The 20730-nt window shown below is 62.9% G+C and carries 17 protein-coding genes; 12 read left to right on the top strand and 5 right to left on the bottom strand.

The annotated features are described in order from the left end of the window. Window positions 1–16 precede the first annotated feature (16 nt). From NKH89_RS17100 to murA, 4 genes are all read right to left on the bottom strand, one after another. A complete protein-coding gene (locus NKH89_RS17100; RefSeq protein ID WP_352493947.1) occupies window positions 17–1537 on the bottom strand; it encodes an ABC transporter substrate-binding protein in 1521 nt (506 codons plus the stop codon). A gap of 99 nt (window positions 1538–1636) precedes the next feature. Then, complete coding sequence (gene murQ / locus NKH89_RS17095) at window positions 1637–2542, bottom strand: N-acetylmuramic acid 6-phosphate etherase (RefSeq protein WP_502896899.1); 906 nt, start codon at window positions 2540–2542, stop codon at window positions 1637–1639. Between the two features lie 186 nt (window positions 2543–2728). Beyond that, entirely contained in the window at window positions 2729–3619 is an 891-nt protein-coding gene (locus NKH89_RS17090; protein WP_352493948.1) for a glucosamine kinase nucleotide-binding domain-containing protein, read from the bottom strand. Continuing rightward, complete coding sequence (gene murA / locus NKH89_RS17085; RefSeq protein ID WP_352493949.1) at window positions 3616–4872, bottom strand: UDP-N-acetylglucosamine 1-carboxyvinyltransferase; 1257 nt, start codon at window positions 4870–4872, stop codon at window positions 3616–3618. Before murA ends, NKH89_RS17090 begins: the two co-directional genes overlap by 4 nt. A gap of 216 nt (window positions 4873–5088) precedes the next feature. Here murA and NKH89_RS17080 point away from each other — a divergent pair, with 216 nt between their 5' ends. Continuing rightward, window positions 5089–5937, top strand: a complete 849-nt coding sequence (locus NKH89_RS17080; RefSeq protein ID WP_023716700.1) for a MurR/RpiR family transcriptional regulator — start codon at window positions 5089–5091, stop codon at window positions 5935–5937. A 43-nt stretch (window positions 5938–5980) separates the two neighbouring features. Here NKH89_RS17080 and NKH89_RS17075 read toward each other — a convergent pair whose 3' ends face one another. Beyond that, window positions 5981–6826, bottom strand: coding sequence for a FadR/GntR family transcriptional regulator (locus NKH89_RS17075; RefSeq protein WP_245278491.1), 846 nt, complete (start codon window positions 6824–6826; stop codon window positions 5981–5983). Window positions 6827–6847: 21 nt separating this feature from the next. Between NKH89_RS17075 and NKH89_RS17070 the strand changes: the two genes are divergently transcribed. The 11 genes from NKH89_RS17070 (at window position 6848) to NKH89_RS17020 (ending at window position 20663) form a co-directional block, all read left to right on the top strand. Next, a complete protein-coding gene (locus NKH89_RS17070) occupies window positions 6848–7726 on the top strand; it encodes a fumarylacetoacetate hydrolase family protein (RefSeq protein ID WP_352493950.1) in 879 nt (292 codons plus the stop codon). Then, complete coding sequence (locus NKH89_RS17065; RefSeq protein ID WP_352493951.1) at window positions 7723–8502, top strand: alpha/beta fold hydrolase; 780 nt, start codon at window positions 7723–7725, stop codon at window positions 8500–8502. The genes NKH89_RS17070 and NKH89_RS17065 overlap by 4 nt, the downstream gene beginning before the upstream one ends. A 54-nt stretch (window positions 8503–8556) precedes the next feature. After that, window positions 8557–9897, top strand: a complete 1341-nt coding sequence (locus tag NKH89_RS17060; protein WP_352493952.1) for a metal-dependent hydrolase family protein — start codon at window positions 8557–8559, stop codon at window positions 9895–9897. Window positions 9898–9971: 74 nt separating this feature from the next. Next, window positions 9972–10973 carry a branched-chain amino acid ABC transporter permease gene (locus tag NKH89_RS17055; RefSeq protein WP_023716705.1) on the top strand — a complete coding sequence of 334 codons (1002 nt, stop codon included), beginning with the start codon at window positions 9972–9974 and terminating at the stop codon, window positions 10971–10973. Next, window positions 10970–11995, top strand: coding sequence for a branched-chain amino acid ABC transporter permease (locus tag NKH89_RS17050; protein WP_352493953.1), 1026 nt, complete (start codon window positions 10970–10972; stop codon window positions 11993–11995). The genes NKH89_RS17055 and NKH89_RS17050 overlap by 4 nt, the downstream gene beginning before the upstream one ends. A 46-nt stretch (window positions 11996–12041) precedes the next feature. Further along, on the top strand, window positions 12042–13289 hold the full coding sequence (locus tag NKH89_RS17045) for an ABC transporter substrate-binding protein (protein ID WP_352493954.1): 1248 nt from the start codon (window positions 12042–12044) through the stop codon (window positions 13287–13289). Window positions 13290–13316: 27 nt separating this feature from the next. Further along, on the top strand, window positions 13317–14102 hold the full coding sequence (locus tag NKH89_RS17040; RefSeq protein WP_352493955.1) for an ABC transporter ATP-binding protein: 786 nt from the start codon (window positions 13317–13319) through the stop codon (window positions 14100–14102). Further along, the gene (locus NKH89_RS17035) at window positions 14095–16350 is read left to right on the top strand and encodes an ABC transporter permease (RefSeq protein WP_352493956.1); all 2256 of its coding nucleotides are present in this window, start codon (window positions 14095–14097) and stop codon (window positions 16348–16350) included. Before NKH89_RS17040 ends, NKH89_RS17035 begins: the two co-directional genes overlap by 8 nt. A 79-nt stretch (window positions 16351–16429) precedes the next feature. Continuing rightward, entirely contained in the window at window positions 16430–18616 is a 2187-nt protein-coding gene (locus NKH89_RS17030; protein WP_352493957.1) for a flotillin family protein, read from the top strand. Window positions 18617–18697: 81 nt separating this feature from the next. Then, entirely contained in the window at window positions 18698–19135 is a 438-nt protein-coding gene (locus NKH89_RS17025; protein WP_023716711.1) for an SRPBCC family protein, read from the top strand. Between the two features lie 10 nt (window positions 19136–19145). Next, window positions 19146–20663 (top strand): zinc-binding dehydrogenase, encoded by a 1518-nt coding sequence (locus NKH89_RS17020; protein ID WP_352909384.1) that lies wholly within the window; start codon window positions 19146–19148, stop codon window positions 20661–20663. Window positions 20664–20730: the final 67 nt, after the last annotated feature.

Raw genomic sequence — 20730 nt, 5'->3', positions numbered from 1 at the left:
TCCGGCATCGAAGCAGCTACTGGATCGTCACCTTGGCGAGGCTGAACAGCGAACCTGTCGGCACCGGTTCGAATCCCGCGATATTCTTCTGCTGGGCCGTGTAGCTGTAGGACGTGTAGAGCCATATCCAGGGCGACATCTCAGTGATGTGCTTCTCGAAGTCGGCGAAGATCGCTTTGCGCGCCGCCGGGTCGGTCTCGGTGCGGCCCTTCTGCATCAGGCCGTCCAGCGTATCGTCGATATAGTTCGCCACCTTCTGCAGATTGCCGGTCTTGGTCCAGTAGCGATTATACATAGTGTAGGGATCGGCCCTGCCGCCGTTCAGCGCGACGGCCATGTCGAAATCGCCCTTCAGCCATGCATCGACATAGACGTTGAGCTCCATCATTTTGATGTCGAGCTTGACGCCGATTTCGGCGAGCTGCGACTGGATGACCTGGGCTTCCGCCGCTGCTGTCGGCGGCTCGCCGGTGGCGCCGATCACGGTCGCCGAAAAGCCGTCGGCATAGCCGGCTTCAGTCATCAGTTGCTTGGCCTTCTCGACGTCGCGCTTGTAGCAGAACAACTGGCTCGGATCGGTCGCCAGCGCCGGGATGGTCAGCGGGCCGGTGACCTTGCCTTCGCCGAGCGAGGCGGTGTCCAGCACTTCCTGCCGGTCGATGGCGCAGGAGATCGCCTGACGCACCTTGAGTTCGGTCATCGGCTTGCGGGACGGATTGAGCTGCAGCACGTGGTAGGCAAGCACCGGCACGCGGTTCAACTGCAGGCTGGCCTCCTTGGGCACCAGCGTGGCGACAAGTGGATCGTTGAGCAGGGCGAAGTCGATCTGCTTGGTGCGCATCGCCGCCAGGATCGCCGTTTCGTCCGGCAGCACGCTGATCTCGATGCCGTCGACACCGGTCGCGCCGCCCGCCCAATCCTTGTTGGCGACAAGCACTTCCTTGGAATTAGGATCCCACTTTTCGAGCTTGAACGGACCCGAGCCGACCGTCGTCGTGCCGATCGAGCCGGCCGTGATTTCGCTTGCCGGGACGATCGCGGCATTGACGTCGCTCATCGCCGTCAGGATCGGCACATCCGGCTGCGAGAGGTGGAACACGACGGTGGCTGGATCGGGCGTGTCGATGCTGGCGATCGAGAGAAAGTTGGCGCGGGCGGCCGCACCGGTCTTCTCGTCGAGTATGCGCTCGAAAGATGCCTTGACGTCGGCCGAGGTCACGGCGGCGCCGTTCTGGAATTTTGCTTTCGGATTGAGCCTGAAGCTCAGCTCCTTGCCGTCCGCCGAGAACTGCCAGGAGTCGGCAATCGCGGGCGTGATCTGCAGATTGGCGTCGAGCCGTACCAGCGGTTCATAGATCAGCTCCAGCAACCGCAGCGAGGAGAATGCCGTCTGCTTGTGCGGATCAAGACCGGTGGCGTCCTGCGACCAGGCCATGTGCAGCGTCGCCGCACTCGCCTGCACCGGTGCCGCGGCAATGGCCAGCATTGCCGCAAGCGTCATCCCGGAAAGCAGTTTCTTGCCAATGTGCCGTACCATTGTCGTCTCCCATTATTGTTAAACCTGATGCCTTGCAGTTCCCCGGACCGCTTCAAAGGGACACACGCCCCGGAACATCGGCCCAGCATCCATGCGGTCTTACACCGTCTTTTCGCCTATCGCCTTGCGCAGGAAACCTCCCGCATTGGCAAGCGCCTTACGTGCTTCTTCGACGCCCATGCCGGTGATCGTCACCAGGATTGCCAGTTTTACGTCATTGCCGGTCTGGTCGAGTGCCTGTCGTGCCTGCTGCGCCGCGCAGCCGGTCGTCTGCATCACGATCCTGACCGCCCTGGCGATCAGCTTCTTGTTGCTTGGATTGAGGTCAACCATCAGGTTCTGATAGCTCTTGCCGATGCGGATCATGCTGGCGGTCGACAGCATGTTGAGCACCAGCTTTTGCGCGGTTCCCGATTTCAGCCGGGTCGAGCCGGTGAGGACCTCCGGTCCAACCACCGGAGAGATGGCAATATCGGCAATTCCGGCAATGGTCGATCGCGGATTGCAGGACAGCGCCACGGTGGTGGCTCCCACCTGCTTGGCATAGGTCAAGCCGCCGATGACATAGGGTGTGCGTCCGCTGACAGCGATGCCGACCACCACGTCGCCGGCGGTCAGCTTGATGTCCTGCAGCGCCTTTATTCCCTGCTTCGGATCGTCCTCCGCGCCTTCCGCGGAGTGCACCAGCGCGTCGACGCCGCCGGCGATCAGGCCCATCACCATGTCCTCGGGCACGCCGAAGGTCGGCGGACATTCCGAGGCGTCGAGGACGCCAAGCCGGCCGCTCGTGCCCGCGCCCATATAGACAAGGCGTGCACCTTTCTGGAACGCGCTCACGATCCGGTCCACGGCCGCAGCAATGTCGGGGATGACCTTCTCGACGGCTGCCGCAACGCCTTTGTCCTCGTCATTGATCTTGCGCAGCACCTCGAGGGTCGGCAACAGATCGATGTCCATCGTCTTCGGATTCCGGTCCTCGGAAACCAATCGCTCCAGCTCCGACATCAACCCGTGTTCGACCACTTGCTTGCTTTCAATCTGCTGTGAGCAGGAATGTGATGCGGTGCCAGCCGACGTCCAGTGCCCGCAGCCGGCGACCGGCAACTTGCTTCTGCTTGGTTAACTTTTTAGAATTCGATATTCCTCGTGTCAACGGATTCTAGGAATATAATATTCCTTAAGGCAGGAGCACTATCGCTGACACAGGGATTTCCTAGCCAGGATTATGGCTCCCGAAACCGCATCGCCATCGGCCGGCTTCAGACGTCGGCGGACGTCGGGAGCGAGCCATGGCTCTAGCGGGCTGGACAGACCGCCGAGCAGCGTAACCCGCGGCGCGCCCTTTTCGAACAGCACCCGCACGAACGTGTCGACCTGCTCGGCAGCACCTTGCACGATGCGCCGTCCGGCCGGATCGCCCTGGTCGGCGTGGCGGATCACCATCGGCGCCAAGGCGGCATAGTCGGTCGCGCTGGCGCGGTCCATCCAGGCCACCGCCTCGAACGGATCGTCCCTGAAGCGCTGCATCACCTCGGTCAGCAGCGCCGTCCGCTCATGCCGGCCGTCATGGGCACGCAAGGCAAGCTGCACTGCCTTTAGTCCGAGATCGGCGCCGCTGCCCTCGTCGGAAATCGGAAAACCGTAGCCGCCGACGCGCAGGTCGCGCCCTTCGACAAAGCCGAGCCCGATCGAACCGGTCCCGGCTATGACGATGGCGCCGTCTTGACCCGAATGAGCGCCAAGGCAAGCCGCGACGCCGTCGCTGACGAAGTCGATGCTCGCAAAGCGATGTTCGATGCCACGAAACGCCTCGAGCACACCCTTGCGGCCGATGCCGGCAAGACCGATGCCGGCGCGGATCCTGGCGATTTCCACCGCCGCGAACCCTGCCTCTTCGATCGCCGCGCCAAAGGCTTTGGCAATCGAGGCCCAGGCCGCCTCTATACCGAGCCGCGTTGTCGCCGGGCCCGACAGGCCTTGCCCGAGCACAGTTCCTGCCTCGTCTTCGATACGCGCCCGGCAGCCGGTTCCGCCGCCATCGACGCCCAGGAAATAATGCGGAGACACCGCGCCGGCACTCATCCACTTATCCGCTCGATCTGGGCGCCACACAGGCGGAGCTTGCGGTCCAGCTGCTCATAGCCACGGTCGAGGTGGTACACCCGGTTGATCGTTGTCTCGCCTTCGGACACCAGCGCCGCCAGCACCAGCGAGACGGAGGCGCGCAGGTCGGTCGCCATCACTTGCGCGCCCTTCAGCTTCTCGCCTCCGCGCACCAGCGCCATGGTGCCTTGCAGCTTGATATTGGCGCCGAGCCGCATCAGTTCGGGCACATGCATGAAACGGTTCTCGAAGATCGTCTCGCGCAACAGCGAAGCGCCCTCGGCACAGCACATCAACGCCATGAACTGCGCCTGAAGATCGGTCGGAAAGCCCGGATAGGGCTCCGTCGTCACGTCGACCGCCTCGAGTGGCCCGTCTCTCGACACGATCAGCCCGCGGTCGCCCGGCCATATTTTCACACCGGCTGCTTCGAGCAGCTGGACGACGGATGCCATGTGCTCGAGCCGCGCGTGGGTCAGCTCGAGCTGACCGCCGGTGATAGCCGCTGCGACGGCATAGGTGCCGGCCTCTATCCGGTCCGGGATGATGTCGTGCGTGGCGGCGCGCCAGTCTGTGCGGCCCGCGATCAGGATGCGGTGCGTGCCGGCGCCCTCGATCCGCGCGCCCATGGCGTTCAGGCAGGCGGCAAGATCGGCCACCTCCGGCTCGCGGGCCGCGTTGAGGATCTCGGTCTCGCCGTGTGCAGTCGTCGCCGCCATCATCGCAGTTTCGGTCGCGCCGACCGACGGCGAGCTCAAAACGATGCGCGCGCCTTTCAGTCCGCCCGGCGCAGACGCGACGATCAGCCCGTTTTCGATGGCAATGTCGGCGCCAAGTGCCGCAAGCGCGGCGACATGCATGTCGACCGGCCGTGCGCCGATCGCGCATCCGCCAGGCAGCGAGACCCGGGCATGGCCGAAGCGGGCAAGCAGCGGACCGAGAACCAGCACCGTCGCGCGCATGCGCCTGACTGTGTCGTAGCTTGTCTCCCTAGAGACGGCAGCACTGGCATCGATTGTGGCGGCATGCGCCGATCTGGTGACTTCAGCCCCATGAAGGCCGACGACGCCAAGCATGTTGTCGACATCGGTCACCTCAGGCAGGTTGGTCAGCTGCAGCGGGTGGGGGCTGAGCAAAGCTGCCGCTATTTGCGGCAAGGCCGCGTTCTTGGCGCCGGAGATCGTCACCGCGCCCTCAAGCCTGTGCCCGCCGACGATCCGCAATCTATCCATGGCTCTGCCCTAATCCAAGGTGTCGGCGAGTCTACGCGCTTGCAGGCGATCTTTCATGTCCGAATTCCCGTGCATGTCCGAATCGTTGGTGTGGGCGAAAGGCCAGGCCGAAACCGCACGGGTCGAGATTTGATAGATCATTCTTGGCTGTCAATCAGGAACGGAATAATTTATTCCTTGGCTTGGCATTGTCGATGACTGGCAACAGGGGAACGCATGTCCGTCCTGAAGAAGATCGAGGCCAAGCTCGAGATCATGGCGCCCGGCGATCGCGAGATCGGGCGGTACATCGTCGACAATCCCGACCAGATGCTGCGCCTGTCGACGGCGGCGCTCGCCGCCGAAATCGGCCGCAGTCAGTCGAGCGTCGTCAAGTTCAGCCAGAAGCTCGGCTATGCCAGCTATCAGGAGCTCAAGCTCGCCGTCAGCGAGGCCAAGTCGCAGGAATGGCACGTGCCGGCCGGCATGATCCACGGTTCGATCGAGGTCGGCGACAGCTATCTGGTCATCTTGCGCAAGCTGATCGGCAGCAAGCTCTTGTCGATGCAACAGACCGTCGCAGCCAACACCGAGCAGGAAATCGGCAAAGCCCTCGAAGCGTTGAACGGGGCGCGCCGCATTCATCTGGCCGGCGTCGGCGCATCCTCGCTCGTGGCGCGCGATTTCTCCTACAAGCTGATGAAGCTCGGCCGCAACGTGCTGCACGACAGCGACAGCCATGTGCAAATGGCCAATGTCTCGACGCTTGGACGAGGCGACGTGCTGTTCGCGCTCTCCTATTCCGGGGCGAGCATCGAAACCCTGCGGATAGCCGAACTGGCTCGCAAACGTGGCACCACCGTGATCGCCGTCACTGGACTTCGCGACAATCCGCTGAGCCGCGTTGCCGACATTCGCCTCCACACGATCGCCGATGAAGAGCGCGCGCGCTCTTCGTCGATAACCGCGCGCGACGCACAACTGACGCTCACCGACCTGCTGTTCATCCTGCTCGTGCAGAAGCAGCCTGACGCCAACGAATACGTCCACAACAGCGAACTGGCCGTCTCGGTACTGAAGGCTTAGTCGTTGGACGCATCTCACCCGCTCTCCTTGAGCCGCGCGTCTATTAGCGGCCCAGAAGGTTGCGCTCGACTGTCTTGAGATGGGCGAGCATCGCCTGGTTGGCGCTTTCCGGGTCGCGGCGCAGCAATGCGTCCAATATTGTCTGATGCTCGTCGCAATAAACGCGCCTGCGCTCCTCCGAGAATGAGCGCTTTTTCATTTCGAACCACGGCGATTGGTTGCGGATCGTGCGCATGAGATTGTGAATCTCTTTCAGGAAGTCATTGCGGCAGCAGGCGAAGACGCAGTGATGGAACTCGGCGTCCCAATGCTCGAAGTCCGGCATGTCCTCGGCAGCGCATGCGGTCTGATGCGCTTCGCGAACCGCGTTTAGTTCCGCCATGCTGGCATTTGTGGCGGCGAAGGCCGCCGCCGCTGGCTCCAGCAACTGCCTGATCTCCATCATGTCGGCGGGGCTGGTGCCTTCCATCCGCGTGACCGTCGCCGCGATGGAATCGGGATTGGTCGCAGTCAGAAAAGTGCCGCGCCCGACATGCCGGACAACCGTTCCGTCCTCCTCCAGGAAGCCGACGGCACGACGCACCGTATTGCGCGCCACGCCGAACTCGGCCGCAAGGTCGCGCTCGGGCGGCATCCGCCCGTCCTGAAGCCACTCGCCGGCCGAAATCCGTTTTTTCAGCACAGTGGCGATGTCGTTGGCGACGAGCTTGGGCATTTGTTGAGAGCTTTTAATCTGATCCAATGTTGAACCAATACTATCAGCCGGCGCCCTGCCGGTCCAGTACCTGATGAGGTCAAGGCCCGATTTACCGCGACAAGTGACGAAAACCCTCTTGCAGCCTAAACCAATCGGCGATAGCGTGTAACGAAAGAGCTTATATTGGCTCATAAAAGGTTCAGGGAGGAACGAATGAAGGTCGCGACGTTTTCGATTGCAGGCGAACGTCGCGTCGGCGTTGTCGATGTCGACAATCAGTCGGTCGCCCCCTTCGATATCCCTGTTGACCAGGCGCTGTCTGGCGTGCTGGCGCTGTTGCGGCGCAACGGCGCCGGGATGCCGCGCACGCTGTCGCCGGTTCCGCTGGCGCAGGTCGAGATCGAGGCGCCGATACCTTTGCCTGCCCGCAACATCTTTTGCGTCGGCAAGAATTATTATGAACACGCCCACGAGTTTGCCCGCAGCGGCTTCGATTCGAGCGCCGGTGCCGGCGCCATTCCGCAACATCCGATCATTTTCTCGAAGGTCCCCGAATCGGTCGTTGCAACACATTCGAACGTGCTGATCGACCCTTCCATATCGATTGCGATCGATTATGAGGCGGAACTGGCGGTCATTATCGGCAAGGGCGGACGCGGCATTTCGAAAGCCGAGGCTTACGATCACGTCTGGGGTTATACGATTGTCAACGACGTCACTGCCCGCGACCTGCAGGGAAAATATAGCCAATGGCTAATCGGTAAGTCGCAGGATACGTTTTGCCCGATGGGGCCATGGGCGATCACCAAGGATGAGCTCGACCTGGAAAACGCTTCGGTACGTTGTTTCGTCAATGACGACCTCCGCCAGAATTCCAAAATATCGCTGCTCATCTTCGATATTCCGACGATCATATCGACGCTTTCGCAAGGCATCACCTTGAAGCCGGGCGACATCATCGCCACCGGCACGCCGGTCGGTGTCGGCATCGGCTTTGATCCGCCGAAATATCTCAAAGCCGGCGACATTGTGCGGGTCGAGATCGACGGCATCGGGACGCTGGAGAACCGGATCGTGGAGCGGGTGCAATGACAACTGTCACCGTCGGTCCGATTGTCGCGGAAGTCGCCGGCGAGGGCGAGCCGGTGGTGATGATCCACGGTCTCGGCGGAACCTCGAACATGTTCCAGCCGCAGCTGGAGGCGCTCTCGGCCTACCGGGTCATCCGCCTCGACCTGCCTGGATCCGGCCGCTCGCCGCGGCCGCTCGATCCATTGACGATCGAGCTAATGAGCGACGCCGTCATCCGCGCCATGGCGGGCATGGGCGTCACCCGGGCGCATTTCGTCGGCCACTCCATGGGCACGATCGTCTGTCAGTTGGTCGCAGCGATGCAGCCGTCGCTGGTCAGGTCGCTGGTTTTGTTCGGTGCTCTCGCCGAGCCGGCCGAGGCGACGCGGCAAGGCCTTGCCAACCGGGCGCGATTGGCGCGATCGGGCGGTATCGCCGACATCGCCGACCAGATCGTCACCAATGCGCTGTCGGCACATACCAGGGAAACCTCGCTGGCCGCCGTCGCCTTCGTGCGCGAATCCATCACCAGGCAGGACCCGGAAGCCTATGCCCGCAGCTGCGAAGCCCTGGCCAAGGCGACGGCTGTGGATACGCGCCGGATTTCAGCGCCGACCCTTTTGGTTACCGGCGACGCCGATACGGTCAATCCGATGAGCGTCGGCCAGGCGCTTGCCGACAGGATAAAGGGAGCGATATTCTTGTCTCTCGATCGGTGCGGACATTGGGCCACGGTGGAGTGCCCCCGCGAAAGCAGCCAAAGGCTCGCCGATTTTTTGAGACGCGTTGATAGGTGAGGATCGGAATTCGGGCGTAAAAACAGTGCGCCCGACAGTTTGGGAGGTTTTCTGATGGCAGACGACGGCTGGAACGGAAACGGTCCGGGCAGCACGCTCTTTACCAATGTGCGCGTGCTCGATGCGACCGGCGAATACCCCTACACCGGCGAAGTGCTGGTTCAGGGCAACCGTATCAAGCAGATCACCAAGGGCTCGTCGCGTTTCGGCTCGCCGGCTGTGTCGTCCTCCTACAGCGGCTTGTCAGGCGGTGTCACAACGATCGACGGCATGGGCGCGACGCTGATGCCGGGCATGATCGACGCGCATCTGCATCTCTCCTGGAACAACGCGCCCGGCATCGACCCGATCCAGATGATGGAGGTGGAAGAGCACATGCTGGTCACCATGGAGATGGCCAAGCTGGTACTCGACGCCGGCTTCACTGCCGGCCGCGGCGCCGCAGCCGCCAAGCCGCGGCTCGACGTGGTGTGCAAGAAATTCATCAATCAGGGGCGTTTTCCCGGACCGCGTTACCTCGCCGCCGGTCCCGAGATCACGACGGTCGGCGGCCTCGGCGATTCCGCGCCTTCGCACATTCCGCATGAAGGCCTCAATCTCGGCATCGTCGTCTCAGGTCCCGAGGAAATCCGCCGCACGGTGCGCCAGCTGATCAAATACGGTGTCGATTCCATCAAGCTCAATCTGTCAGGCGAAAGCATCACCGGCATGGGCGCCGAAGAAACGCCAATGTCGGAGGAAGAGGTCGCCATGGCCGCCTCCGAGGCGCGGTGCCGCAACAAGGTGCTGTCGGCACATGCGCGCTCATCCGGCTCGGTCAAGCAGTGCGTCCGTCATGGCATCCAGAACATCTACCACGCTTCGTTTGCCGACGAGGAAGCTCTGGACATGCTCGAGGCGGCCAAGGACAAGCATTTCGTGGCCCCCGGCATCGCCTGGCTGATCAACACCGCGCGCCATGCCGAGCAATGGGGCATCAAGCCTGGTTCGCCGCTTTCGCTCGAATATGAGCGTGAGCTCGAAATGTGCATCGAGACGATGAAGAAGATGCATCGACGCGGCATCCGCGTCTGCATCGGTGGCGACTACGGTTTTGCCTGGACGCCGCAAGGCACCAACGCCAAGGACATCCAGACCTTCGTCGAGATGCTTGGCTTCTCGCCGATGGAGGCAATCCAGGCCGGGACCAAATATGGCGGACAGATCATGGGGATGGGCGACGAGCTCGGCATGATCAAGGAAGGTTATCTCGCCGATCTGCTGTTGATCGACGGCGACCCGATATCGGACGTGCGCATCCTGCAGGACAAGAACCGCATCCTCGCCATCATGAAGGACGGCAAGTTCCACAAGGCGCCGCGCTTGAATGAGCAGCGCCGCCGGCTGACCGCATGAGCATTCTGGACCGGCCATCTTCGCCCGACATTTCGCGGCCTAAGACTTCGGGGCTCGAGATTTCTGGCGGCGGCATGACGCGCAGACAGGCGTGGGGTCTTTTCTGGCTCCTCGCAGCTGCCGTCATTGCATGGCTGGTCTTTGCCGTCTGGCCGGACTGGCTGAACGCCATCCTGATTTCCAAGAAGGCATTCGTCAGCGCCATCCTCAACGGCATCACCCTGGCTGGCCTTTATTTCCTGGTCGCCAGCGGCTTTACCCTGATCTTCGGCCTGATGCGCAACGTCAACCTGGCGCATGGCTCGCTCTATCTGCTTGGCGCCTATATCGGCTATGAGGTGGCGAACCGCACCGGCTACTGGCTGCTGGGTGTCGCCGCGGGCTTTATCGTTCTGGCCCTTGTCGGCGTCGTCATGCAGATCTTCGTCTTCCGGCGACTGGAAGGCGACGACCTTCGCCAGACCCTGGTCAGCATCGGTATCTCGATCGTCGCCGCCGACCTGATGCTGGCGGTCTGGGCCGGCGGCACCTATCAGATCCCGGTGCCGGAATGGCTCGACGGTGCACTGACCTTACCGGTGGTCACGGCCGTGCGGTCTAACGGCGTCTCGGTGTTTCTCACCTACCCGCTTTATCGCGTCGTCGTGCTGGCGGCTGCGATCGTTATCGGCATCGGCCTTTGGCTGATGCTGCACAAGACGCGCGTCGGCATGATGGTCCGCGCCGGCGTCGACGACCGCGCCATGCTGTCGGCCTCGGGCGTCAACGTACACGCGGTCTTTGCTATCGTCTTTGCCGTCGGCGCCGGGCTTGCCGGCTTTGCCGGCGTCGTCGGCGGCTCGGCATTGTCGGTTGCGCCCGGCGAGGACGTCCGCTATCTCCTGGCCTCGCTCGTCGTCGTCATCGTCGGCGGCATGGGTTCGATTACCGGTGCTGCAATCGGCGCGCTGCTGATCGGCCTCGCCGAACAGATCGGCCTCGTCTATTTCCCGACCTACGGCATCGTGCTCACCTTCGTCATCATGGTGGTAGTGCTGTCGGTGCGGCCGCAAGGCATCATGGGGAAAGCGCGATGAGCCTGACCGTCGCCGTAGGCGCCGCGCCTCGACAGAACTGGCTGGAGAAGCTCGGCGCCGGTCACATCATCCTTGCCGTAGCATTGGTTCTCTACCCGCTGGTGGCATCCGATTTCTTCCTGACGCAGATCGGCGGTTATTCGCTGATCTTCGGCATGCTCGCACTGTCGCTGATGATGCTGGCCGGCTATGGCGGTATGGTCAGCCTTGCCCAGATCACTGTCGCCGGCATCGCCGCCTATGCCATCGCCATCCTCGGCGAGAACAATTCGAACGTGCTCGGCCTCGGCTGGCCGTGGTGGATCGCAGCACCCTTCGCCATTCTGGCAGCTGCGGTGGCATCGGCGCTGATCGGCTGGATCTCGGTGCGCACCGAAGGCATCTATACCATCATGATCACGTTGGCGATCGCCACCGCGACCTTCTATTTCGCCCAGCAAAACTACGCGATCTTCAACGGCCATTCCGGCTATGCCGGCATTCGCGCGCCGGTGTTCTGGGGCGTCAACTGGCGCGACCCGAAGGCCTTCTATTATCTCTGCCTGGGTTCGGCGGTGCTGTCCTACGCGGGGATACTCTACGGCGCCCGCTCGACCTTCGGCATGACCGTGCAGGCAATCCGCGACAATCCGCGTCGCATGCGCGCGCTCGGCTATCACGTCACCGCACACAAGGTCTTCGCATGGTTCCTGGCTGGAATCATTGCCGGTGTCGCAGGCGTGCTTTTGGTCTGGTTCAATGGGCGCGTTTCACCCGGCACGATCGGCGTCGATGCAGCCATCGACGTGCTGATCATCGCCGTCATCGGCGGTTTGCGCCACCCGATCGGGCCTTTTCTCGGCGCGCTCGTCGTTGTCCTGATGCAGACCTTTGCCATCGACCTTGTCGGAGCCGAGCGTTTCAACACGCTGATCGGGCTGATGTTCCTGGTGATCGTCTTCATCTCGCCGGATGGAATTCTTGGGTTGTGGGGGAGGATCAGACCGCAGCTAGCTCAGGAGTCCTTGCGTTCCGGTCCGTGACGCCGGAGCGGAATGAACTGCATCAATCAATCAAAGGGAGGAAAAAATGAGAATACATCGACGCACACTGCTTGCGCTGGCGCTTGCCACCGGGCTGACAGCTCCGTCTCTGGCGCTAGCCGCCGACGACACGATCAAGATCGGCCTGCTCGCCACTTTCGAGGGACCGTTCACGGTGCTCGGCGAAGACGGCGAGCGCGGCGCGAAGACGGCGCTCGACGAGGTCAGCGGCATGGTTGCCGGCAAGAAGATCGAAATCGTCAAAGGCTCGTCCGACGCTTCACCTGATAGCGCCGTGCGCGCTGCGCGCAAGCTGGTCGAGCAGGATGGTGTCAAGGTTTTGGTCGGCCCGCTTTCGGGCGATGAGGGCCTCGCCGTCAAGGACTATGCCAAGACCCAGCCGACCGTGACCTTCATCAATGGCACCTCGGCGGCGCAGGACACGACGCTGCGCAATCCGGCGGAAAACTTCTTCCGCTTCTCGACCGACGGCGCGCAGTGGATGGCGGGTCTCGGCACCTATGCCTTCAACGACAAAGGCTACAAGCGGGTCGCTACGGTCGCCGAGGACTATTCTTTCCCGTATACGCAGGTCTTCGGCTTCATGGCCGAGTTCTGCAAGGCAGGCGGCAAGGTGCCGTCCAAATCCTGGGTGCCGATCGGCAACAAGGATTTTTCGTCGGTTATCGCGGCCATTCCCGATGACGTCGATGCAATCTACGTCGCGCTTGGCGGCGCCGACGCCGTGAACTTCCTGACCCAGTATCAGCAGGGCGGCGGCGCGGCCCCCTTGATTGGTGGCTCGATCACCGTCGACCAGACGGTGCTGACCTCGAAGGGCAAGCTGCGCGACGTGCTGGTCGGCACGCCTTCCGCCGGACCAACCGCCGACACCAACGACGCGCCTAGTTGGAAAACTTTCGTCGAAGCCTACAAGAAGCAGCCAGGTGCCTTTCCCTCGCCGTCGCTCTTCGCCCACGGCTATTACGTCAACATGAAGGCGACATTGCTCGGTCTCGAACAGGTCGGCGGCGATGTCTCCGATGGCGGCGCCAAACTGCGTGACGCACTCTCGAAACTGTCTTTCGACACGCCGACCGGCAAGGTGTCACTGGACAAGAACCGCAACGCGATTGCCGACATCTACCTGACCGAGGTGACCGAGGGGCCGGACGGCAATCTTTTGAACAAGCTCGTCAAAGTCGTGTCGCAGGTCAACCAGACGCTGGGCATTCCCGAAGACGAGTTCACCAAGCTTGGGGCTGTCAGCCGCGACAATCCGAGCTGCCCGTAACCGCGTGGCTTGCGAGTATATCCGCCCGTGACCGAAACTCTTGCCGCGAACCGTCTCCAAAGCTCCGGCGCCTTTGCGCTGGAACTCGATGGCGTTGCGCGGCATTTCGGCGCTTTGGTGGCGCTCTCCGGCATTGATATGAGGATCGCGGCTGGCGAGCGGCGCGCGGTTCTCGGCTCTAACGGCGCCGGCAAGACCACGCTGTTCAATGCAGTGACCGGCGATTTCCTGCCGACGGCTGGCCGCATCCGCTTCTTCGGTGAGGACATCACCGACTTGCCGCCGCATGAACGCATCCGGCGGGGCTTGCGGCGGACCTACCAGATCTCGCAGCTGTTCAAAGGCTTGTCGGTTCTCGACTCGATCTTTCTCGCTTGCCGCGGCGTCTCACGCCGACGGTTCTCGCTGCTCCGCCCAAAGGCCACCGACGTCAACATGGTGCAGGCGGAATCGATCCTCAATGCCGTGCATCTCGAGGCCTATCGCGACCTGCTGGTGGCGACACTCAGCCATGGCCAGCAGCGGCAGTTGGAGATCGCGCTGGCGCTGGCCGGCGCGCCACGCTTCATCCTGTTCGACGAGCCGGCGGCCGGCCTGTCGCCGACCGAGCGCCGCGACTTGGTGGCGATCCTCAATGCGCTGCCCAAGCATATCGGCTATATTATCATCGAGCACGATCTGGATGTCGCGCTGCGCGTTTCGGAATATGTGTCGATGATGCACAACGGCCGTCTGTTCAAGGAAGGCACGCCGCAAGAGATCGAGGCCGACCCGGAGGTCCAGGAGATCTATCTCGGGGGCAAGCATGGCTGAGCGCCCCGTTCCCCTCGGCCGAACGCTCCCTTCTGGCCCAGCCTCTTCCGGCAAAATAGGCAAGGCGATCCTCAAAATAGAGGATCTGCAGGTCTATTACGGCGAAAGCCATGCCCTTCAGGGCGTCTCGCTGGCGCTGGAAAGCGGCGTGCTGTCGGTGGTCGGCCGCAACGGCATGGGCAAGTCGACGCTCTGCAACACCATCGTCGGCCTGAAGCGCGCGCGCTCCGGCTCGATCCGCGTCGACGGCCGCGAGATCACTGCGCTCGAACCGCACGAGATCCATCGCCTCGGCGTCGGTTATGTGCCGCAAGGGCGGCGCGTCTGGCCAAGCCTGAGCGTTGATGAGCATCTCCGTCTCGCTGCCGGCAATCGGCGCGATGCGAGTTGGACCGTCGAACGCATCTACCAGACATTTCCGCGCCTCGCCGAGCGCCGCACCAATGGCGGCTCGCAGCTCTCCGGCGGCGAACAGCAGATGCTGGCGATCTCGCGTGCCCTGCTCAGCGACCCGAAGCTGCTGGTCATGGACGAGCCGACCGAAGGCCTTGCGCCGATCATTGTCGACCAGGTTGAGCGGATGCTGGTCACCTTGGCCGAGGAAGGTGAGATGGCGATCCTCGTCATCGAGCAGAATATCGGCGTGGCGACCGCGGTTTCCAACCAGGTCGCCATCATGGTCAACGGCCGCATCAATCGGCTGATGGACGCGGCAGCGCTCGCGGCAGACCGGGAATTGCAGCAACGGCTGCTTGGTGTCGGACGCCATGCCGACGAGACGTCCGTCACGCCGGCAGCCGCGGCACAGGCGAAGGACCAGTTGGCTGAAGTCTACCGCATCGACCGGACGGCTACCGGTTCCGAACCGATGACCCAGAATGGAACCTACCTTCCGGTCACCGAACTGCCCAACCGCTGGAACGTGCCGGTCACGGCCATGCGGCAAGCGGCTATCGAGAGGGCCGCGCCACAGGACGATTTGAAGAAGGTCTTTGCAATTCCTTTCGCCGAACGCATTGGAAGAACAGTGCTCGTCGCCGGCACTTTCGATACCAAGGGCAAGGAATTGCGGTTCGTCGCCGACCGGCTGAAGTCCCTCGGCATTCCGGTTCGCACCGTCGACCTCTCCACCTCCGGAAAACCGTCGAGCGCCGACGTTCCTGCCATGCAGGTAGCCGGAATGCATATGCGGGGATCGGCGGCCGTTTTCACCAATGATCGCGGCGGCTCGGTGAGCGCTATGGCGGAAGCCTTCGCGCGCTGGATCGAGCGCGAGCCGCGCATTGGCGGCGTCATCTCGGCCGGCGGCTCCGGCGGCACCACGCTGGCAACAGCAGGCATGCGCGTGCTGCCCGTCGGCATCCCTAAACTGATGGTGTCGACCGTGGCAGCCGGCGACGTCGCCAAATATGTCGGCGGTGCCGATATCATGATGTTCCATTCGGTCGCCGACGTTCAGGGGTTGAATTCGATCACCGAACAGGTGCTGTCGAACGCCGCGCATGCGATGGCGGGCATGGTCGCGCAGCTGCCCAATGCCGAAGCCTGGGAGGCCAGGCGCAAGCTGGCGCGCCCCGCAGTCGGCATCACCATGTTCGGCGTAACAACGCCAGCAGTGCAGGCGGTGACCAGACTGCTCGAGGCCGACTACGACTGTCTCGTTTTCCACGCCACCGGCATCGGCGGGCGGGCAATGGAGAAGCTCGGCGATTCGCGGCTGCTCTCGGCCTTCCTCGACCTGACCACGACGGAAGTGGCCGACATGATCGTCGGCGGTGTTTTTCCGGCGACTGAAGACCGCTTTGGCGCCGCAATCCGCACCGGCTTGCCCTATGTCGGCTCGACCGGCGCGCTTGACATGGTCAATTTCGGCCCGCGCGACAGCGTGCCGGAGAAATTTCGAAGCCGCAAATTCGTCATCCATAATCCGAACGTCACGCTGATGCGGACAACCCGCGACGAGAACCGCGCCTTTGGCGAATGGATCGGTGCGCGGCTCAATGCCATGAATGGCCCGGTGCGGTTCCTGTTGCCGGAGGGCGGTGTCTCGACGCTCGATGCACCAGGCCAGCCGTTTCACGATCCGGAGGCCGACCACGCCCTGTTCGAGGCGATCGAGAAGACCGTTCGCCAGACGCCGCAGCGCCATCTCGAGCGTGTGGGTGCGAACATCAATGACGCGCTCTTCGTCGATGCGGCGGTCAATGCGTTCCGCGCGATCACGCCGAAACTGCAGAGGCGAGCATAATGGCTTCGAGCACGCGCAATTGTAAAATCGGTGCCGGTAGCCTGTGGCTGACCGCATTCTATTTGGGAGGGTAGAAAAGATGGCCGCGCAGACCTTGGGCGCTTTCCTTTTGTGGCTAATCATTGCCGCGATCGTCGTGGTGATCGCCGTCTACATACTGCGATGGCTTTATCGCCGGTCGACCAAGGAGACGGCATTCGTGCGCACCGGCTTCATGGGCGAGAAGGTGGTGGTGAACGGCGGCGCTTTCGTCATTCCGGTGCTGCACGAGATCACGCCGGTCAACATGAACGTCCTGCGCATCGAAGTGCGCCGCGAGGATGCCTTTGCGCTGATCACCAAGAACCGCATGCGCGTTGATCTGGTCGCAGAGTTCTTCGTCCGTGTCGGCGCCGGCCGCGATCTGGTCGCCGCCGCAGCCCAGACGCTCGGGCGCCGCACGCTGCAGCCCGACAGCCTGCGCGAATTGCTGGAGGGCAAGTTCGCCGGTGCCATGCGCACCGTTGCCGCCCAGATGACGCTGGAAGAGATGCACGAGCTGCGCGGCGACTATGCGGCCAGGGTCCGGCAGCTTGCCTCGGAATCGCTCGCCGCCAACGGGCTGGAGCTGGAAAGCGTCGCCATCGTCGACCTCGACCAGACCAGCCTCGAATATTTCGATCCGTCCAATGCCTTCGACGCCGAAGGCCTCACCCAACTGACGGAATCGATCGAGACGCGCCGCAGGATGCGCAACGAGATCGAGCAGCGCACGCTGGTCGACATCCGCAACCAGAACCTCGACACCCAGCGCAAGGTGCTGGAGATCGACCGCGACACCGAATACGCCCGCCTCGAGCAGGAGCGCGAGGTCGAGATACGTCGCGCCTCGCAGCGCTCCGAACTCGCCAGGGAGCGGGCGATCCGCGACCAGGAGGCCGAGCAGGCGCAACTGTCGGCGCGCGAGGCCGTCGAGAAATCGCGCCTCAACCAGGAGCGCAACATTACCGAGGAGCGCATCAAGAGCGAGGAAGACACGCAGCGCCGCGAGATTGCGCGCCGCCGCGCCCTCGATGAGACGGAAATGAAAATGCGCGAACTGACCGAGCGCGAGCAGATCGCGCTAGAGCTCGCCCTGGAAAAGGCCAGGATCGAACGCGAAGGCACGCAGAGCGAGCTCGAGATCGAGCGCAGGAAAGCCCTCGAAATCGCCGAGCTCGAACGCCAGATCGCGCTGGCGGAAAAGGCATTGGAGGTTACCAGGGCCGAGGCAGAAAAGCGCCGCGCCGAAATTGTCGAGAACCAGGCGACCGAAACAGCGCGGATCGGGCAGGAGCGTGCCATCGACGAGGTCAGGATTGCACGCGAGCGTCACCTCGAGGCGCTGCAAGTCGCCAAGCGCCAGGCTTTCGAGGAAGCCGAAATATCGGCCGGCGAAGAGGTCGAGCGCGCTCGCATCACCACCGAGCGCGGCATCGAGGAGGCGCGGCTGATCAAGGACCGCGACATCCGCCAGCTCGGCGTCGAGCGCGACCAGAAGATCGAGATAGCCGAAATCCAGAAGGCCATCGACATCGCCAAAAAGACGCAGGAGCGTTCCTCCGCTATCGCGGCATCCGAGGCGGTGCGCGCCAAGGCCATCCAGGCTGAGGAGCAGGCCTTCACAGCGCGCGAGCGCGAGATCGCCGAGCGCCGCAAGCTGACCGACTTGATCGGTGCGGCTCGTGAGGCCGAGCGCGAGGCCTTGCGCATAACCGCGGCCGCAGATGCCGAGATGAAGGCGGCCAAGAGCCTGGCCGAAGCGCAGAAGATCGCCGCTGTTGCCGCGGCCGAGGCGGAGAAGATCCACGCCCTTGCGGCGGCCCAGCGCTACGAGGTTGATGCCGCCGGCCATCGTCAGCTCAACGAGGCCGACAATCTGCTCTCCAACGAGGCTCGTGCCGGTCGCCTGCGCGGCAAGTTGCTCGACCACATGGAAGGCATCATCCGCGAAAGCGTCAAGCCGATGGAGAAAATCGACGGCATCAAGATCCTGCACGTCGACGGCATCAATGGCGGGCAGGGCGGCAACCGCAACGTCACCGACGAGGTGATCGATTCGGCGCTGCGCTACCGGGTCCAGGCGCCGATGATCGATAATCTGATGAAGGAGATCGGCATCGAGGGCGGCTCGCTCGGCCGCATGACCGACGTGCTGCGCGATGCCAAGGACATATCGAGCCTGACCCGCGACAAGAAAGGCAAAGGCAAGGTCAGCAAGGACGACGATGACGACCGCGACCGCTGACCAGGTCCGGTGGGCGGTGTGCTGTGCGAATGAGTGGCGATGCCTCGGCACCGGCCGCTCGTTCGATGCGGGCGGTGGGGCATGACCAAGGTCTATGTGTCCTCGGTCATCCCTGCGCCGGCTGCGGAAGTCTGGAAGCTCGTGCGCAACTTCAACGGCCTTCCCGCCTGGGCGCCATTCGTTGCGGAGAGCCGCGTCGAACAGAACGCACCGGCCGACCAGATCGGCTGCATCCGCAACTTTGTGCTCAGGGATGGCGGGCGGATTCGCGAAAAATTGCTGGCACTGTCCGACTACGATCTGTCGTGCAGTTACGCTATCCTGGAAAGCCCGATGGCGGTGGAGAATTATATCGCCACGCTGTCGCTGACGCCGATCACCGACGGCAATCTCACTCTGGCCGAATGGGAGGCGGAGTTCGACTGTGCGCCTGAGCGCGAAGCAGCACTTATGCATCAGATCGGCACCGGCGTCTTCCAGGCGGCGTTGAGCGCACTCAAGCAGCGCTTCGGGCGCTGACATTCCCGCGATGGTTCAAGTCCGCCAGAGCACCATCATCGATGCGCCGATCGATGATGTCTGGTCGATTCTGCGCGATTTCAACGGCCATGAACGCTGGCACCCGGCGATCTCGTTCAGCGAAATCGAAGGTGGCGACCCGGTCGACGCGGTCGGTTCGGTTCGTCGTTTCCGCCTGGCCGATGGCGGCGAGTTGCGCGAACAGCTGCTGGCGCTGTCCGACAAGGACTTTCGGCTCGCCTATTGCCTGCTCGAAGCGCCGCTGCCGCTGATGGGTTATGTCGCATCGATCCAGCTGAAGCCGGTGACCGACGGCAACGCGACCTTCTGGGAATGGCGTTCCGAATTCCATCCACCTACGCACCGCCGCGACGAACTGGTCAAGCTCGTCTCCGAAGGCATTTATCAGGCCGGCTTCGCGGCGATCCGTAGCCTTTTGCGAGGAAGGGTTCTGACTGCCAAGGCAAGAGCGCCAACGCCGGCACCTCCGTCAGCCCCGCCGCTGATCGCTTCGCCGGTCTCTTCCGCAACAACATCGTTCGGCCAGTCAGCAACAACCAGGGCTATTGTGGTCGAGCGCTATGGCGGTCCGGAGGTGCTGCAACTCAAGGAGATCGGCTTGCCGCCGCCGGCGCCGAACGAGGTGCGGATCCGCCATACTGTGATCGGCGTCAACTTCATCGACGTCTATTGCCGCACCGGCTATTTCGACCTTTTGCAACCACCGGGCGTGCCTGGCATGGAGGCAGCCGGCGTCGTCGAAGCGGTCGGTTTGGAGATTGCCGGTTTCTCGGTCGGCGACCGCATCGCCTATGCCTGCCCGCCGGTCGGCGCTTATACCGAGCGGCGCAACGTGGCGCCCGATCTGCTGGTTCGCCTGTCCGACGATATTCCCGACGAGATTGCGGCCGCGGGTCTGCTCAAGGGCGTCAGTGCGAGTTTTTTGCTGCATGATGTCCATGCGGTGCAGCCGGGCTCCGTCGTTCTCGTCCATGCCGGCGCCGGCGGCATCGGCCAGCTTCTGGTGCAATGGGCACGCCATCTCGGCGCAACGGTCATTGCAACGGTGTCGAGCGACGACAAGGCGCGCATCGTCGAACGCCTCGGTGCCCATCATGTCATCGTCTACTCGCGTGAGAATTTCACTGAGGCCGTCATGCGGCTGACGGGAGGCGTCGGCGCCGATGTGGTCTACGATGCGGTCGGCCAGGATACGTTCGGCGGCTCGCTGGCGGCGCTCCGCATTCGCGGTCACCTCGTCAGTTTCGGTCAGGCGTCAGGGCCGATCGGCAATTGGGACATCGGCCGCTTTGCATCGAAGTCGATCACCGTATCGCGTCCCAACTATGCGCATTACACCGACACGCCGGAAAAACTAGCCCCGCACGTCGAGCGTTTCTTTGCCGCGCTGCGACAGCGCGTCGTCAGGATCGAACCGCCCAAGCGCTATAACCTATCCGACGCCGGCGATGCTCACCGCGACCTTGAGGCCAGGCGGACAATAGGCGCATTGGTGCTGGTGCCATAGCCGACACTCGTCGAAACAGATGTTGACAATGTCATCTGTTGTTGCGAAAGCGTTCAGCCTCGAATTT

The organism is Mesorhizobium sp. M0923 (assembly GCF_040319365.1).
Taxonomy (GTDB): domain Bacteria; phylum Pseudomonadota; class Alphaproteobacteria; order Rhizobiales; family Rhizobiaceae; genus Mesorhizobium.
The sequence above is the reverse complement of the archived record's forward strand: the minus strand, read 5'-3'. Positions and strand labels throughout refer to the sequence as shown.

Bases quoted from the DNA above. Each gene is read 5' to 3' on its own strand.
- NKH89_RS17050 (WP_352493953.1), top strand. From the start codon at position 10,970: ATGAGCCTGACCGTCGCCGTAGGCGCCGCGCCTCGACAGAACTGGCTG.
- NKH89_RS17070 (WP_352493950.1), top strand. From the start codon at position 6,848: ATGAAGGTCGCGACGTTTTCGATTGCAGGCGAACGTCGCGTCGGCGTT.
- NKH89_RS17080 (WP_023716700.1), top strand. From the start codon at position 5,089: ATGTCCGTCCTGAAGAAGATCGAGGCCAAGCTCGAGATCATGGCGCCC.
- NKH89_RS17065 (WP_352493951.1), top strand. From the start codon at position 7,723: ATGACAACTGTCACCGTCGGTCCGATTGTCGCGGAAGTCGCCGGCGAG.
- NKH89_RS17090 (WP_352493948.1), bottom strand. From the start codon at position 3,619: ATGAGTGCCGGCGCGGTGTCTCCGCATTATTTCCTGGGCGTCGATGGC.
- NKH89_RS17025 (WP_023716711.1), top strand. From the start codon at position 18,698: ATGACCAAGGTCTATGTGTCCTCGGTCATCCCTGCGCCGGCTGCGGAA.
- NKH89_RS17055 (WP_023716705.1), top strand. From the start codon at position 9,972: ATGACGCGCAGACAGGCGTGGGGTCTTTTCTGGCTCCTCGCAGCTGCC.
- NKH89_RS17100 (WP_352493947.1), bottom strand. From the start codon at position 1,537: ATGGTACGGCACATTGGCAAGAAACTGCTTTCCGGGATGACGCTTGCG.
- murQ (WP_502896899.1), bottom strand. From the start codon at position 2,542: ATGTCGGAGCTGGAGCGATTGGTTTCCGAGGACCGGAATCCGAAGACG.
- NKH89_RS17045 (WP_352493954.1), top strand. From the start codon at position 12,042: ATGAGAATACATCGACGCACACTGCTTGCGCTGGCGCTTGCCACCGGG.
- murA (WP_352493949.1), bottom strand. From the start codon at position 4,872: ATGGATAGATTGCGGATCGTCGGCGGGCACAGGCTTGAGGGCGCGGTG.
- NKH89_RS17020 (WP_352909384.1), top strand. From the start codon at position 19,146: ATGGTTCAAGTCCGCCAGAGCACCATCATCGATGCGCCGATCGATGAT.
- NKH89_RS17035 (WP_352493956.1), top strand. From the start codon at position 14,095: ATGGCTGAGCGCCCCGTTCCCCTCGGCCGAACGCTCCCTTCTGGCCCA.
- NKH89_RS17030 (WP_352493957.1), top strand. From the start codon at position 16,430: ATGGCCGCGCAGACCTTGGGCGCTTTCCTTTTGTGGCTAATCATTGCC.
- NKH89_RS17060 (WP_352493952.1), top strand. From the start codon at position 8,557: ATGGCAGACGACGGCTGGAACGGAAACGGTCCGGGCAGCACGCTCTTT.
- NKH89_RS17075 (WP_245278491.1), bottom strand. From the start codon at position 6,826: ATGAGCCAATATAAGCTCTTTCGTTACACGCTATCGCCGATTGGTTTA.